Source organism: Pseudomonas sp. C7.1, from assembly GCF_056312395.1.
The window spans coordinates 90,287-106,039 of the sequence record NZ_JBWDTL010000003.1 but is presented as its reverse complement, the minus strand read 5'-3'; the positions used below and the strand labels follow the sequence as shown (position 1 = coordinate 106,039).

General features: G+C 62.3%; 14 protein-coding genes. 9 read left to right on the top strand and 5 right to left on the bottom strand.

Annotation, left to right across the window (positions count from 1 at the left end; all coding sequences use genetic code 11):
* The first annotated feature begins 134 nt into the window (after positions 1-134).
* Positions 135-2,540 (top strand): heavy metal translocating P-type ATPase, encoded by a 2,406-nt coding sequence (locus AC0T4W_RS03805; protein WP_476316342.1) that lies wholly within the window; start codon positions 135-137, stop codon positions 2,538-2,540.
* A gap of 198 nt (positions 2,541-2,738) precedes the next feature.
* Positions 2,739-3,137: a Cu(I)-responsive transcriptional regulator gene (gene cueR / locus AC0T4W_RS03800; RefSeq protein WP_476316339.1), complete on the top strand. Its 399-nt coding sequence runs from the start codon at positions 2,739-2,741 to the stop codon at positions 3,135-3,137.
* Between the two features lie 242 nt (positions 3,138-3,379).
* On the opposite strand, the gene AC0T4W_RS03795 is transcribed toward cueR, so the two are convergent.
* Both AC0T4W_RS03795 and tesB read right to left on the bottom strand, forming a co-directional pair.
* Positions 3,380-3,967 (bottom strand): HAD family hydrolase, encoded by a 588-nt coding sequence (locus tag AC0T4W_RS03795; RefSeq protein ID WP_476316336.1) that lies wholly within the window; start codon positions 3,965-3,967, stop codon positions 3,380-3,382.
* Positions 3,964-4,833 carry an acyl-CoA thioesterase II gene (gene tesB / locus AC0T4W_RS03790; RefSeq protein ID WP_476316333.1) on the bottom strand — a complete coding sequence of 290 codons (870 nt, stop codon included), beginning with the start codon at positions 4,831-4,833 and terminating at the stop codon, positions 3,964-3,966. The genes AC0T4W_RS03795 and tesB overlap by 4 nt, the downstream gene beginning before the upstream one ends.
* Before the next feature lie 317 nt (positions 4,834-5,150).
* Between tesB and AC0T4W_RS03785 the strand changes: the two genes are divergently transcribed.
* From AC0T4W_RS03785 to AC0T4W_RS03775, 3 genes are all read left to right on the top strand, one after another.
* Positions 5,151-6,071 (top strand): histone deacetylase family protein, encoded by a 921-nt coding sequence (locus tag AC0T4W_RS03785; RefSeq protein WP_476316330.1) that lies wholly within the window; start codon positions 5,151-5,153, stop codon positions 6,069-6,071.
* Positions 6,072-6,358: 287 nt separating this feature from the next.
* Positions 6,359-7,516 carry a class C beta-lactamase gene (ampC, locus tag AC0T4W_RS03780; protein ID WP_476316327.1) on the top strand — a complete coding sequence of 386 codons (1,158 nt, stop codon included), beginning with the start codon at positions 6,359-6,361 and terminating at the stop codon, positions 7,514-7,516.
* A 133-nt stretch (positions 7,517-7,649) separates the two neighbouring features.
* On the top strand, positions 7,650-8,474 hold the full coding sequence (locus AC0T4W_RS03775; protein ID WP_476316324.1) for a class I SAM-dependent methyltransferase: 825 nt from the start codon (positions 7,650-7,652) through the stop codon (positions 8,472-8,474).
* A 116-nt stretch (positions 8,475-8,590) separates the two neighbouring features.
* Here the strand turns inward: AC0T4W_RS03775 and AC0T4W_RS03770 are convergent, their stop codons facing one another.
* The gene (locus AC0T4W_RS03770) at positions 8,591-9,724 is read right to left on the bottom strand and encodes an aminotransferase class V-fold PLP-dependent enzyme (RefSeq protein ID WP_476316321.1); all 1,134 of its coding nucleotides are present in this window, start codon (positions 9,722-9,724) and stop codon (positions 8,591-8,593) included.
* A 112-nt stretch (positions 9,725-9,836) separates the two neighbouring features.
* Between AC0T4W_RS03770 and AC0T4W_RS03765 the strand changes: the two genes are divergently transcribed.
* From AC0T4W_RS03765 to AC0T4W_RS03750, 4 genes are all read left to right on the top strand, one after another.
* Positions 9,837-11,081, top strand: a complete 1,245-nt coding sequence (locus AC0T4W_RS03765; RefSeq protein ID WP_476316318.1) for a TIGR03862 family flavoprotein — start codon at positions 9,837-9,839, stop codon at positions 11,079-11,081.
* Positions 11,082-11,200: 119 nt separating this feature from the next.
* On the top strand, positions 11,201-12,169 hold the full coding sequence (locus AC0T4W_RS03760; protein ID WP_476316315.1) for a response regulator: 969 nt from the start codon (positions 11,201-11,203) through the stop codon (positions 12,167-12,169).
* 11 nt (positions 12,170-12,180) lie between these two features.
* Entirely contained in the window at positions 12,181-12,636 is a 456-nt protein-coding gene (locus tag AC0T4W_RS03755; protein ID WP_476316312.1) for a PAS domain-containing protein, read from the top strand.
* A gap of 82 nt (positions 12,637-12,718) precedes the next feature.
* Positions 12,719-13,081 carry a VOC family protein gene (locus AC0T4W_RS03750; protein WP_476316309.1) on the top strand — a complete coding sequence of 121 codons (363 nt, stop codon included), beginning with the start codon at positions 12,719-12,721 and terminating at the stop codon, positions 13,079-13,081.
* Between the two features lie 46 nt (positions 13,082-13,127).
* Here AC0T4W_RS03750 and AC0T4W_RS03745 read toward each other — a convergent pair whose 3' ends face one another.
* Positions 13,128-14,468 carry a DEAD/DEAH box helicase gene (locus tag AC0T4W_RS03745; RefSeq protein WP_476316306.1) on the bottom strand — a complete coding sequence of 447 codons (1,341 nt, stop codon included), beginning with the start codon at positions 14,466-14,468 and terminating at the stop codon, positions 13,128-13,130.
* Between the two features lie 149 nt (positions 14,469-14,617).
* Positions 14,618-15,712: a cell division protein ZapE gene (gene zapE / locus AC0T4W_RS03740; protein WP_275961852.1), complete on the bottom strand. Its 1,095-nt coding sequence runs from the start codon at positions 15,710-15,712 to the stop codon at positions 14,618-14,620.
* Positions 15,713-15,753: the final 41 nt, after the last annotated feature.

Here is a 15,753-nt window from a genome sequence, read left to right as displayed (position 1 = left end):
ATAAATAAGCCGCCATGGTAAACGGATAGCTGAGTGTTGGCCTTGCCATAAGGGTAAGGTCAAGGGATAAAAGGGCTTGACCTTACCAGCATGGCAAGGTTGATCCTGTGCTGGAACTCAATGGAGGACCATTCATGTCCAGCCTCACCACCTTTAACCTGCCCATCAGCGGCATGACCTGCACCAGCTGCGCCGGGCGGGTCGAGCGCGCGCTGGCCAAGGTGGCCGATGTCGCCAGTGTCAGCATCAACCTGGCCAGCGAGCAGGCGCGCGTCGAAGCGCCTGCCAGCAGCCTGGAACAGCTGGTTAATGCCGTCAGCGCAGCCGGTTATGAAGTGCCCAGCGAGCGCCTGGAGCTGAATCTTGAAGGCATGACCTGCGCCAGCTGCGCGGGGCGTATCGAACGTGCCCTGGCGCAACAGTCGGGCGTGCTTTCGGTCAGCGTCAACCTGGCCAGCGAGCGGGCGCAATTGCAGGTGCTACGTGGCACGGATCACAACGCCCTGCTGCAAGCCGTCAGCCAGGCGGGCTACCGCGCCAACCTGATCGGCGACCCACAGACAACCCAGGCCACGGCAGCCAAACAACTGCAGCGCGAACGCTGGTCCCTGCTGCTGGCCATTGCGCTGAGCGTACCGCTGGTTATTCCCATGCTTGCCGACCCCTTCGGTCTGCACTGGATGCTGCCGGCCTGGGTCCAGTTCGCCCTGGCCACGCCGGTGCAATTTATCTTCGGCGCACGCTTCTACCGCGCGGCCTGGAGCGCGCTGCGCGCCCGTGCCGGGAATATGGATCAGCTGGTGGCCATTGGCACCAGCGCCGCCTACGGCCTGAGTTTGTATCAATGGGCGGTGAGCCCGCCCGGCAGCATGCCGCATCTGTATTTCGAAGCTTCGGCGGTGATCATCACCCTGATCCTGCTCGGCAAATACCTGGAGAGCCGCGCCAAGCGCCAGACCAGCAGCGCCATTCGCGCCCTGCAGGCCCTGCGCCCGGAACGCGCCCTGCGCCTGCAGAACGGCGTCGAGCAATGGATGGCACTCGCTGAGCTGCAATTGGGCGACACCATCGTGGTCAAGCCCGGTGAACGCTTCCCGGTCGATGGCCTGGTTCGCGAAGGCCAAAGCCATGCTGACGAGGCGCTGATCAGCGGCGAAAGCCTGCCGCAGCCCAAGCAGCCAGGGGATAGCGTCACTGCCGGGGCAATCAATGGCGAAGGCCGTCTGCTGGTGGAAACCACCGCCCTAGGTGCGGAAACCGTGCTGGCGCGGATCATCCGCCTGGTCGAAGATGCCCAGGCGGCGAAAGCGCCGATCCAGAAGCTGGTGGATAAAGTCAGCCAGGTGTTTGTGCCCAGCGTGCTGCTGATCGCCCTCGCCACCTTGCTCGGCTGGCTGCTACTCGGCGCTGGTATCGAAACTGCGCTGCTCAATGCCGTGGCCGTGCTGGTAATCGCCTGCCCCTGCGCCCTTGGCCTGGCAACGCCCACGGCGATCATGGCCGGCACCGGCGTGGCAGCGCGCCACGGCATTCTGATCAAAGACGCCGAAGCCCTGGAAATTGCCCATTCGGTAACCCTGGTGGCCTTCGACAAGACCGGCACCCTGACCGCAGGCAGCCCACGCATCGCCCACCTGCGCGCGGTCGATGGCCCTGATGCTGCATATAGCGCGCAGTTGCTGCAACTGGCCGGCGCCCTGCAGCGCGGCAGCGAACATCCCCTGGCCAAGGCGGTGTTGGATCAGTGCACAGAGCAGCAGCTGAGCCTCGCCGACGTCAGCAACAGCAAGGCGCTGGCCGGGCGCGGTATTGCCGGGCAGATCGGCGAGCGGCAACTGGCCCTGGGCAACAAGCGTTTGCTGGAAGAACACGTTCTGCTGCCTGACGAACTGGCGGCCGACGCCCTGGCCTGGGAGGCCGAAGGCCGCACCCTGTCCTGGCTGCTGGAATTGGCACCGCAACCACAAGTGCTCGGCCTGTTCGCCTTTGGCGACACGCTCAAACCCGGCGCCGTTGATGCCATCGCCGCGCTGACCGCTCAAGGCATCGCCAGCCACCTGATCAGCGGCGACAACTCTGGCAGCGTACAGGCGGTGGCCCAGACCTTGGGTATCACGGAGGCCCATGCCGAAGTGCTACCGGCGGACAAGGCAACGATCATCACTGAGCTGAAAAAACACGCGGTGGTGGCCATGGTCGGCGACGGCATCAACGACGCGCCGGCACTGGCCGCTGCGGATGTCGGCATCGCCATGGGCAGCGGCACCGACGTGGCCATGCACGCCGCCGGCATCACCCTGATGCGCGGCGATCCGCGCCTGGTGGCCGACGCCCTGGATATCAGCCGGCGCACCTACAACAAGATCCGCCAGAACCTGTTCTGGGCCTTTGCCTATAACCTGGTCGGCATTCCGCTGGCGGCCGCCGGCCTGCTCAACCCAATGCTCGCCGGCGCAGCCATGGCGCTGAGCAGTGTTAGCGTGGTGAGCAATGCTCTGCTGCTGAAAACCTGGAAGCCCAAGGATGCGGAAAAACCGTAGCCCGGATGAAATCTGGGGGTGATTGACCCCGCAGCCCGGAGGATGGGTTAGGCGCAAGTAAATTATCCGGCAGCCCCAAGAACGCAACCGCCGTAACCCATCATCGATATTCGCCATGCCAGCGGGTACAGGCATAAATCGCTTGATGGGTATCGCTACGCTCAACGCCATCCTACGAACAACCTTTGCGAGACGACCATGAACATCGGCCAAGCCGCCAAGCAAACCGGCCTTAGCGCCAAGATGATTCGCTACTACGAAAGCATCGACCTGCTGCCCGCCGCCGACCGCACCGACAGCGGCTACCGCCAGTACAGCCAGCAGGACCTGCACCGCCTGGCGTTTATCAAACGCTCGCGCGATCTGGGCTTTTCCCTGACCGAAGTCAGCCAGCTACTGGCCCTGTGGCAAGACCGCCAGCGCGCCAGCGCCGATGTAAAAGCCCTTGCCGCCGCGCATATCAGCGAGCTGGAACGCAAGATCAGCGAACTCAGCGGCCTGCGCGACACCCTCAAGGACCTGATGGACAACTGCCAGGGCAACGACCGCCCGGACTGCCCGATCCTCAAGGACCTGGAGTCCGGCTGCTGTCATTAACAGACGCGGCGGTTAACCGTAGACCCTATGTGCATGTGCAAGGTCTACAACCTCGTAGAGTGGACATACCGAAGGCTTGTCCACCTTCCAGATACCAGTGGCGGACAAGGCTGCGCCATGTCCTCCCTACCAACGCGCACCCCGTAGCCCGGATGCAATCCGGGGCATTGTCGAATACGCGCGCCAGCCGTCCAGGATTGCGCTGCGCTTATCCAGGCTACACGACTGACTGCGCTCGTCCGCTACAACGCCCGCTGCAACGCCGTGCAATCCACGGCGAAGTGATCAGCCAACTCCGGCCAGGGGTTTTCCGCCAGGTTGACCAGCACGCTGCGCGCCCCGGCGGCGCGGGCGCATTCCAGGTCAAAGCGGTAATCGCCGACCATCACCAGCTCGCTGGGAGCCACCTGCCAGGCACTGGCGAAATGCAGCAGGCCGCCCGGATCAGGCTTGGGCGGCGCTTCATCGCGGCCGATCACATCCGCCACGGCAAAGCAGTCATCCAGACCGATGGCGCGCAGGGTCAGCAGCGCCAGCTCATGGGCATTGCGGGTGAGAATGCCGAGGCGACAGCCACGCCCGTGCAGCTCGCGCACCAGATCAATCGCTCCGGGCGCCGGCTGCGAAGCCAAAGCCAGCTCCCGCTCGTGCTCCAGCAGCCAGGCGTGTTTGGCGGCGGCCACTGCCTCGGGCAGCGCGGCCAGATGGCCAAGGATGTCTTCCGCCAGGGGAATATCCAGCGCCCGCTTGATCGCCTCGAAGTCGTGTACAGCCAAGGTCAGGGTGCCGTCCATATCGAACACCCAATGGCGGGCAGCGCTCAGGCTCACTTCCAATCCTCACGTATGCGGGTAAGACCTTCTTGGGCGACCGAGGCAACCAAATGCCCCTGACGGTTGAAAATGCTGCCACGGGAGAAGCCACGGGCATTGCCGGCCCAGGGGCTGTCCATGCTGTAGAGCAGCCAGTCGTCCATGCGTAGGTTGCCGTGAAACCACAGCGAGTGGTCGAGGCTAGCGACCTGCATAAATTTCTGCCACACCGACACGCCGTGCGGCAGCATCGAGGTGGTCAGCAAATTGAAGTCGCTGGCGTAGCCCAGCAGATATTTGTGTAACTGCGGATCATCCGGCAACTCACCAGCGGCGCGAAACCACACATGTTTAACCGGCTCGCTGGGTTTTGGCGCAAAGGGATTATCGACCGTCACCGGGCGAATCTCGATTGGCTTATCGCTTACCGCCCGCTCACGCATGCGCTCCGGCAATGCATCGACCACCAGGCGCGCCAGTTCGGTTTCCGATCTCAGCTCTTCCGGGCCAGGGACTTGCGGCATCAGGTTCTGATGGTGAAAGCCTTCTTCATCGAACTGGAACGACGCGCTGCAGGTAAAAATCGGCTTACCCTTCTGGATCGCCGTCACCCGCCGCGTGCTGAAGCTGCCGCCATCGCGCACGCGCTCAACCTGATAAACCACCGGCAGCGTGGCATCGCCGGGGCGCAGGAAGTAGCCGTGCATGGAATGCACATGCCGAGCAGGCTCCACGGTCTGGCTAGCCGCCGAGACGCACTGGCCCAACACCTGGCCGCCATACAACTGGCGAAAGCCGAGGTCCTGGCTGACGCCACGAAACAGATTTTCTTCGATGGTTTCCAGGGTCAGCAGGGCGACCAACTCATTCAACACCTGACTCATGCATGCTCTCCAAATAACGTGAAAGTCGCGTAGCGACGCCTTCCTTATGCCCTTCTCCCTCAGGGAGAAGGTGGCGCGAAGCGCCGGATGAGGGACGCGGCTGCCACGCCGGCCTTGATGATTCGAGGGGCCACTCGCAGCAGGCCCGGCAAGGCATCTAGATTGAGCGCGATGGTAAAGACTTTGCCAACGCTTGTGGGCCCGACTGAAAGATGGATGCGGACAATAATGGCAGCATTATGGCCAATCGACAGCCAGGGTTGAGCCCACTCCGAGCGCTCGCCATACTGCAGGCACTTCCGCCCGAGCCCGCCACCATGCGCCTGCCGCTGGTTTACCACGACGATTACAGCCCACCCTTCCCGGCCAAGCACCGCTTCCCCATGGAGAAGTTTCGCCTGCTGCGCGACCATCTGGTGGAAAGTGGCCTGTGCACAGACGCCGACTTGCTGCGCCCCGACCTGTGCCCAACGGACGTACTCGCCCTGGCTCACTGCCCGGCCTATATCCAACGCTTCGCCAGCGGCGAACTGGCTGATGAGGAACAACGCCGCCTCGGTCTACCCTGGAGCGCCGCTCTGGCGCAGCGCACCATTCGCGCCGTGGGTGGCTCGCTGCTGGCGGCTGAACAGGCGTTGCAACATGGCCTGGCCTGTCACCTGGCCGGCGGCACCCACCACGCGCATTACAATCACCCGGCCGGGTTCTGCATCTTCAACGACCTGGCGGTGATCAGTCAGTACCTGCTGGCCAGCGGCAAAGCCCAGCGCGTGCTGATCTTCGACTGCGATGTGCATCAGGGCGACGGTACCGCGCGCCTGCTGGAAAACACCCCAGAGGCAATCACCGTATCGCTGCACTGCGAAAAGAATTACCCGGCGCGCAAGGCAGCCAGCGACTGGGATATTCCCTTGCCCAACGGCATGGGTGATGACGATTATTTAAAGGTGGTCAACGATACCCTCAACTACCTGCTGCCGCTGTATCAGCCGGATATTGTGCTGTACGACGCTGGCGTCGACGTGCACCAGCACGACGCCCTCGGCTACCTCAACCTGACGGACGCCGGCATCGCTGCCCGTGACGAAGCCGTGCTCAATCACTGCCTGGGCCGCGACATTCCGGTAGTTGGGCTGATCGGCGGCGGCTATGACAAAGACCGCCACGCCCTGGCCAAGCGCCACGGCATTCTCCACCACAGCGCGGCCAAAATCTGGCAGGCGCGCGGGCCGGGATAAAGGCTATGTCCCAGACATGTGTTGCATGGGGCTGGCGCGCGTGGATTACCCCGCTTTGCGCGGCTGCAGCCTGCATGCCCAGGTAGGTTGGCGTTGAGCGTAGCGAAGCCCAACAGCTTGGGGCAGGATCGTTGGGCTTCGTCGCGTTGCTCCTCAACCCAACCTACGACTTATCGCCCTTGCAACACGCTATTGGGACAGAACCGGGATAAAAGCGCGACATGCACTGTCACATCGCCCATCTTTACGCCCCAAAAGCCCAAAACGACCAAGGAACCTCACACAGCATGCACGGAAAATTCAGCACTCTGCCAGCCCTGCTCGCCGCACTCACATTCGGCAGCGCTGCACACGCAGCCGACACACTGCAGTCACTGGTAGACGAAACCATCCGCCCGGTGATGGCGGAATACGACATCGCCGGCATGGCCGTGGCGATCAGCCACAACGGCCAGGCGCACTATTTCAACTATGGCGTGGCGCGGCTGGATGACCAGCAGCCGGTGACCCGCGACACCCTGTTTGAAATCGGCTCGCTAAGTAAAACGCTCACCGCCACCCTCGCGGGTCTGGCACAGGCAACCGGCAAGCTGACCCTCAGCGACAGCGCCGGCCAGCACTGGCCCGAGCTGCGTGGCAGCCAGCTGGAACACGCCGGCCTGCTCAACCTCGGCACCTACACCGCTGGCGGGCTGCCGCTGCAGTTTCCTGACATCGTGACCGACCCAGCCAGCATGCTCGCCTATTACCGCCAGTGGCAGCCTGAATATGCGCCTGGCAGCCACAGGCGCTACTCCAACCCCAGCATCGGCCTGCTCGGCTTTCTCGCCGCACGCAGCATGGGCCAACCCTTCCCCACGCTGATGGAAGGCACCCTGTTCCCCGCGCTCGGCATGTCGCACAGCTATATCCAAGTGCCAGCCGCGCAGATGCCGCGCTATGCCTACGGCTATAGCAAAGACAACCAGCCGCTGCGCGTCTCGCCAGGGATGCTCGACGCCGAAGCCTACGGGGTAAAAACCAATGCCAGGGACATGCTGCGTTTTGTCCAGGCCAACCTCAGCCCATCCGGCCTGAGCCAAGAACTGCAGCGCGCCATCGCCACCACGCAGACGGGCTATTACCGCGTCGGCGAAATGACCCAGGGCCTCGGCTGGGAGCGTTACCCCTACCCGATCAGCCTGGAACGCCTGCAGGCAGGCAACTCCCCAGCGATGGTGCTGGAAGCACAAAAAGCCAGCCGCCTCGCACCACCTGAATTCGAGCCAGGCAGCAGCCTGTTTAACAAAACTGGCTCCACCGGCGGCTTCGGCGCCTACGCGGTGTTTGTCCCCGGCCAGCAACAGGGGCTAGTTATGCTGGCCAACAAGAACTACCCCAACGCGGCCAGAATCAAGGCGGCCTACGCCATACTGAGCGCGCTGAATAAGCACAGCCACCCGTAGGATGGCGTTGAGCGCAGCGATACCCATCAGCAGGTATCGCTGCAACGCCAGGCAGAGTGATGGGTATCGCGATGCTCAACCCATCCTACGCACTGGATAAGCACTCCCCCACACACTGAATGGAAACACCGTCATGGATGATTCGTTTGCCCTGAACCAAGCCAACTGGAACGAGCGCGCCGCCCTGCATGCGGCCTCGCCTGATTACCAAATTCAGCTGTTTATTGCCTCACCCATGCATTTATCCGAAGTAGTGCGCTTTGACCTGCCGCGCCTTGGCGATATCCGCAGCCTGCGCGCGGTGCACCTGCAGTGCCATATCGGCACCGACACCCTGTCGCTGGCCCGCCTGGGCGCGCAGATAAGCGGCCTGGATTTTTCTGCAGCCTCGCTGGAGCAGGCCCGCCAGTTGGCAAGCGCCTGTGGCGAACAGATCGAGTACGTCGAAGCGTCGGTGTACGACGCCGCCAAGGTGCTCGAAGCGCAATCGTTCGATCTGGTTTATACGGGCATCGGTGCGCTGAACTGGCTACCGAAGATTGATGGCTGGGCGCGCAATGTCGCGGCCCTGCTCAAACCCGGCGGACGGCTATTCCTGCGCGAGATGCATCCCGTACTGATGACGCTCGACGAAGACTGCCACGATGCCCTGCAGATCACTCAGCCCTACTTTGAACATAGCGCGCCGATGGTCTGGGATGACGAGTACAGCTACGTAGCCAGCGACAGCAAACTAACCGCCACCACCACCCACGAATGGAACCATGGCCTGGGCGAAATCATCACGGCGCTGCTGCGCCACGGTATGCGCCTGACCGCGCTGGAAGAACACACCAGCATCCCCTGGGAAGCCCTGCCGTGCCAGATGAGCCTGGGCGAGGATGGCGAATGGCGGCTGAATAACCAGCCAGAAAGACTGCCGCTGAGCTATACCCTGCAGGCGATAAAGGTCGGCTAAAACCGTAGGATGGCGTTGAGCGCAGCGATACCCATCAGCAGGTATCGCTGCGAGGCCAAGAGAGTGATGGGTATCGCGTTGCTCAACCCATCCTACGCACTACGCACTCTAGGGTTCTACCCCGCCAACACCTTATCTAGCGCCTGCTCCAACGTCGCCACGGTGCGGTCGATATTGCCCAACTTATCCAGCCCGAACAGTCCCAGACGGAAGGTCTGAAAGTCCGCCGGTTCATCACACTGCAACGGCACGCCGGCAGCGATTTGCAGGCCCTGGGCGGCGAATTTGCTGCCGTTTTTGATGCTGGCATCTGTGGTGTAACACACCACCACACCGGGGGCTTCGAAACCTTCGGCGGCGACGCTTTTAAAGCCTTTGCTGGCCAGTAATGCGCGCACGCGGTCGCCGAGCTCCTGTTGTTGCTGGCGCACGGTGGCAAAGCCTAAGGCTTGCGCCTCACGCATGGCATCGCGGAAACGCGCCAGGGCATCGCTGGGCATGGTGGCGTGGTACGCGTGGCCGCCCTGTTCGTAGGCCTGCATGATCTGCAGCCACTTCTTCAGGTCGCAGGCAAAGCTGGTACTTTGCGTGGCTTCGACGCGGGCCTGGGCAGCTTCACTAAGCATGACCAGAGCGCAGCAGGGTGAGGCGCTCCAGCCTTTTTGCGGAGCGCTGATCAGCACGTCGATACCGCAGGCCTGCATATCCACCCAGAGGGTGCCGGAGGCGATGCAATCGAGCACAAACAGGCCGCCGACTGCATGCACGGCATCCGCCACGGCGCGCAGGTAGCCGTCCGGCAGGATCATCCCGGAAGAGGTTTCCACATGGGGGGCGAACACCACTTGGGGCTTTTCGGCGGCAATTACAGCCAGCACATCGACCAGCCGTGGCGGGGAAAACGCCGCCTGGCTGCCTTCGGCGACCGGGCGGGCCTTGAGCACGATTGATTCGGAGGGGATCTGGCCCATCTCGAAAATCTGCGTCCAGCGGTAGCTGAACCAACCATTGCGCAGCACCAGGCACTTCTGCCCGGTGGCCAGCTGACGCGCCACCGCTTCCATGCCATAGGTGCCACTACCCGGCACTATAGCCATCGCATGGGCGTTGTAGACCTGTTTCAGGGTGCTGGAAATATCCTTCATCACGCACTGAAACGACTGCGACATATGGTTGAGGGAGCGGTCGGTGTAGACCACCGAGTATTCGATCAGGCCGTCGGGGTCGATGCTGGGATAGAGGTCAGACATAAGGGGCTCCAGTCAGAAATTCACCCCGCGACCCTGCCCGAAGCCGGGGCAAATGACAAGGTCGCGGCGGCCTCGGTTAGAATGCACGCCCTTAATCCCCGCCGACAAAGCCATGACTACTAACACCCAACAGCCAGCTCCCCGCGTTGCCATTATCGGCGGCGGCCCCGCCGGGCTGATGGCGGCTGAGGTGCTGGCCCAGAGCGGCGTGCAGGTCGATCTTTATGACGGCATGCCTTCGGTGGGGCGCAAGTTCCTCTTGGCCGGCGTCGGCGGCATGAATATCACCCATTCCGAGGCCAAGCCGGCCTTTGTCGCCCGTTACGGCCAGCGTCAGGCGGAAGTGGCCGAACTGCTGCAGGACTTCGATGCCGACACCCTGCGCGCCTGGATTCACGATCTGGGCATCGACACCTTTGTCGGCACCTCAGGCAGGGTGTTCCCCACCGACATGAAAGCCGCACCGCTGCTGCGCGCCTGGCTCAAGCGCCTGCGCGAACTGGGCGTGCAGATCCACACTCGCCATCGCTGGCTGGGCTGGGATAACCAGGGGGCGCTGCGGATCGCCTCGCCCGCCGGCGAACACCTGATCAAAGTGGACGCCACCCTGCTGGCTCTGGGCGGCGGCAGTTGGGCGCGACTGGGCTCGGACGGTGCCTGGGTCAGCCTGCTGCAAGCGCGTGGTGTGACTATCGCGCCCTTGCAGGCGAGCAACTGCGGCTTTGATGTCAGCGCCTGGAGCCCGTTTCTGCGCGACAAATTCGCTGGCGCGCCGCTAAAAAACGTCAGCCTCAACCTGCCCGGTGACACGCCGCGCCTGGGCGAGTTTGTGCTGACTGCCAGCGGCATCGAAGGCAGCCTGGTGTATGCCTTATCGGCCGTTATTCGCGAGACGATCAACCTGCACGGCAGCGCTACCGTTCACCTCGATTTGCTGCCCCAGACGCCGTTGGCCAAGCTGCAGGCGGCCCTGAGCAAACCACGCGGCTCGCAGTCGATGGCCAAGCATCTGCATCGCCAGGCCGGCATCGACGGGGTCAAGACCGCCCTGCTGCGCGAGCTGGCCAGCGCCGAGACGTTCAATGATCCTGCCCTGCTGGCCAGCGCGATCAAATCCCTGCCAATCATCCTGATCCGCCCAAGGCCGCTGGATGAAGCCATCAGCACGGCCGGCGGCGTGCCCTTCGAACAGCTGAACGGCAACCTGATGTTCAAGGCGCTGCCTGGCACCTTCTGCGCCGGGGAAATGCTCGACTGGGAAGCGCCCACTGGTGGCTACCTGCTAACCGCATGCTTTGCCAGCGGTCGCCGCGCCGCCCAGAGCATCCTGGCATGGCTCACGTACAAGGCCGAATAAGCCTCCGCGCACAATCTCAAACGGCTATGCTTGAGGGAAACCGCCCCAGAGCGGTGCTCTTCAACGCGCACAGGTAATCTCTAGCCGTGATCCCTCTAGTGGTCTGCGACGACTCAAACATGGCGCGCAAGCAGTTGATTCGCGCTCTGCCGCCCGAATGGCCGGTGACCATCAGCCAAGCCACCAATGGCCAGGAAGCCCTTGCTGCACTGCGCCAGGGGCTTGGCCAGGTAATGCTGCTGGACCTGACCATGCCGGTCATGGATGGCTACGAAACCCTCGCCGCACTTCGCGCCGAAGGCCTGGCCTGCAAGGTGGTGGTGGTTTCCGGAGACGTACAAGAGGAAGCCGTACGCCGGGTCAAGGAACTCGGCGCCCTGGCCTTTATCAAGAAGCCCGCCGACCCCGAGATACTGCGCGCCACCCTGCTCGAACTTGGCCTGTTCGACCCGAAAGCCACGCCCGGCGCCATAGCCCAAACAGCGGTGCTCGATGAGCTGAAAGTCAATTTCCGCGATGCCCTGCGCGAGATCACCAACGTCGCCATGGGCCGCGCCGCCGCGCTGCTGGCCAAAGCGCTCGGGGTCTTTGTGCAGCTGCCAGTGCCACAGGTGAATATCTTCGAGGTCAGCGAACTGCATATGACCCTCACCGATGCCATGCGTGGCGAACACCTGAGCGCGGTGTGCCAGGGCTTTATCGGCGATGGCATCGCGGGCGAGTCGCTGCTGCTGTTCCATGATTCGGAAGTGGCCGATATGGCACGCCTGCTCGACTGGCAGCCGAAGGATGATCTAGAAACCTCGGAAATGCTCCTGGATCTGGCCAGCATCCTGATCGGCGCGTGCCTGGCCGGGATTGCCGAGCAGATCGACGTGCGCTTCTCCCAGGGCCATCCGCAGCTACTCGGCCAACACTCCTCCATCGAGCGGCTGATCCACCTCAACCAGCGCCGTTGGAAAAAGACCCTGGCGGTGGAAATCAGCTACAGCCTGGAAGCGCACAATATCCATTTCGACTTGCTGCTGCTGTTTACCGAAGACTCGATCAAGCGCCTGACCAACAAGCTCAACTACCTGATGAACTAGGCGGTACGTCCATGCCCGCACAGATAGATATTCAAGAGGTGCACTGGCTGCTCGATATTGTGCAGTGCATCGACGTCGGCGTGATCGTGCTCGACCGCCAGTACCAAGTGGAAGTGTGGAACAGCTTTATGGAGAACCATTCCGGCATGGGCCCGGATGAAGTGCATGGCAAGACGCTGTTCAGCCTGTTCCCTGAAATCAACGAAACCTGGCTAAAACGCAAGATTGATACCGTGGTGCAACTGGGCACCCGCGCGTTCAGTCTGTGGGAGCAGCACCCCTATCTGATGCACTTCAAGAACTACCAGCCGATCACCGGCCAGGAAGACTTTATGTACCAGAACGTCACCTTGCTGCCGCTGGCTGGGGCCAAGGGTGAGGTCGAGCATATCTGCGTGGTGATCTACGACATGACCGCCGCTGCGACCCACAAAAAGCAACTGGAAACGGCGCGTGCCAGTCGTTAACCTCTGCTCTCCGTAGGCCCCAGCAGAGGGCTAGCGCAACCGTTATCAGCTTGCTCGATCACTCTCGTGCCGGAATTACCCGATGTTGCAAAGCGTTGAACTGAAAACCTTCGTGCCAGCCCGCGACTTCGCCTTGAGCCAGGCGTTCTATCAGGCGTTGGGCTTCAAGCCTGGCTGGGTCGGCGATGACATGGCCTATTTCAGCCATGGCGATCACTGTGCCTTTCTGCTGCAGAACTTCTACGTCAAGGAGCAGGCGGAGAACTTCGTCATGCACCTGCTGGTGGAGAACGTCGACGCCTGGTGGCAGAAGGTGCTGGATGAGCGACTCAGCGAGCGCTTCGACGTGCGCCTGGTGCCGCCCCAGGATCAGCCATGGGGCATGCGCGATTTCGTGATTTTCGATCCCAGCGGCGTGCTTTGGCGGATTGCGCAGAACATTTAGCTTCTCTGGTGGACAAGCTTCGCGTTGTCCACCCTACGGCCTGAGATTACTTAACAAACTTGCCGGGTTTACCCGGTTTGCTACCAAAGCTCGGCACCTTGCGCACGGCCTTGACCGATGGCGTGGCCGGTTCGTCAGCCTCCATCCAACGACCCAGGCTGCCGCCCTTGCCGCCGCCAACCACTTTCGGCTTCTTGGCTTTCTTCGGCTTTTTCACCACCTGGCCGCCTGGCAAAGTCTGCGGTACGCGGTGGTCGGGGATAAAGTCCGGCTCATCGATGCGCTGCAGCACTTGCTGGGTCAGGGTTTCGATGGCCGAGAGCAGTTGCACTTCATCGGCGCACACCAGCGATACGGCCTGGCCGGTGGTGCCGGCACGGCCGGTGCGGCCGATACGATGCACATAGTCTTCGGCGACGATGGGCAAGTCGAAGTTGACCACCAGCGGCATGTCGTCGATATCCAGACCACGGGCCGCCACATCGGTGGCCACCAGCACCTTGACCTCACCGTCCTTGAAGCGCTGCAGGGCGCGCTGGCGGGTGGCCTGGGGCTTGTCACCGTGGATCGAGTCGGCGCTGATGCCGTGGCGCTGCAGCTCGGCTTCCAGCTCATCGACGCCCTTGCGGGTCTTGACGAAGACCAGGGCCTGGCTCCAGCGCTTGGCCTGGTACAGGTGCAGAAACAGCTCGCTCTTGCGCTTCTTGTCCACCGGAATCAGCCACTGCTTGACCGATTTGGCAGCAGCATTGCGCGGGCTGACCTCAATACTCAGCGGATCATTGAGCATCTCGCCGGCCATGGCGCGGATCGCGTCGGAGAAGGTCGCGGAGAACAGCAGGGTCTGGCGCTTTTTCGGCAGCGCGCGGAACACACTCTCCAGCTCGTTGGCAAAACCGAGGTCGAGCATGCGGTCGGCTTCGTCCAGCACCAGGGTCTGCACCTGGTTGAACTTCACCGCATTCTGCCGATAGAGGTCGAGCAAACGGCCAGGGGTGGCCACCAGCACATCCACGCCTTTACGCAGCTTCATCATCTGCGGATTAATGCTGACCCCGCCATACACCGCGTAACTGCGCAGCGGCAGATGCTGACCGTAGGTGAGAAAGCTCTGCAGCACCTGCTCGGCCAGCTCACGGGTTGGCACCAGCACCAGTGCGCGCACCGAGTTGCTGGCAACCTGCGGCCCTTCCATCATCAGCCGTTGCAGCACGGGCAGGGCAAAGCCGGCGGTTTTGCCGGTGCCGGTCTGTGCGGCGGCCATCAGGTCACGGCCTTGCAGAACCGGCACTATGGCCTGAGCCTGTACGGCGGTAGGGGTTTTGTAGTCGAGGCTGTCGAGGGTGCGCAGCAGAGGCTCGATCAGGCCGAGGGAGGCAAACGTCATAGGGCTAACCGCTGAAAATAAGTCGATGGTGCAGAGTTTATCCTGCTTGGGCACGCACGCTGCTCGTAGCTTTTGTAGGAGCGAGCTTGCTCGCGATCATCGAACGCAAGATCGCCAGCAAGCTAGCTCCTACAGATTGCTTGCCCGACTCAGGGCTTGTGCGGCCGCGCGAGAAACTCATGCGACTGCATCTCCAGCAGGCGGCTGAGGGTGCGCTGGAATTCGAAGGTCAGACGACCGCCGGTGTAGAGGTCTTTCAACTCAACTTCGGCAGAGATGATCAGCTTGACGTTGCGGTCGTAGAACTCGTCCACCAGGTTGATAAAGCGCCGAGCCATGTCGTCCTTGGCGGTGCTCATCTGCTCGACGTTGGCCAGCAGCACGGCGTGGAAGATCTTGCCCAGTTCAATGTAATCGTTCTGGCTGCGCGGGCCGTCGCACAGCTCGCGGAAGTCGAACCAGGCCACGTCGTCACCGACCTTGCGCGCGACGATGGCGCGGTTTTCGATCATCAGCGGCTCGTTTTCCTGCACCTCGCAGTGCTCGGGTAGCAGGCTGACAAAGCTCTTCTGCAGGCTTTCCTCGGCGGCAGCATCCAGCGGCCAGTGAAACAGCTCGGCCTGCTCAAGGGCGCGCAGGCGGTAGTCGATGCCGCTGTCGACATTGACGATCTCGGTGTGCTGCTTGAGCAGGGCGATGGCCGGCAGGAAGCGCGCGCGTTGCAGGCCGTCCTTGTACAGGCCATCGGGCACGATATTGGAGGTGGCGACCAGGCTGACGCCGTTTTTGAACAGCTCCTCCAGCAGGGTGGCGAGAATCATCGCGTCGGTAATATCGCTGACGAAGAATTCGTCGAAGCAGATCACCCGCGCCTCATCGGCGAAACGTTTGCCGATAATGGTCAGCGGGTTCTTCTCGCCCTTGAGGGTGCGCATTTCTTCGTGCACACGCTTCATAAAGCGGTGGAAGTGCGTGCGCACCTTGCGCTCGAATGGCAGCGAATCAAAGAAGGTGTCGACCAGATACGTCTTGCCGCGACCCACGCCACCCCAGAAGTACAGGCCCTTGACCGGCCCCTGCGGCTTTTTGCCAAACAGCTTGCCGAACATGCCGGAGCTGCCCTTGTCGGCGGCGACCAAGTCGTCATACAGGCGCTGCAGATGACGCACCGCAGTTTCCTGGGCGGCATCATGGAAGAATTCGGGGCGTTTAAGGTCAGCCTGGTAGCGTTCTAGAGGGGTCATAAATTCGTTAGCCGGGCAAGTAAAACGGGGGCGTCACTTTA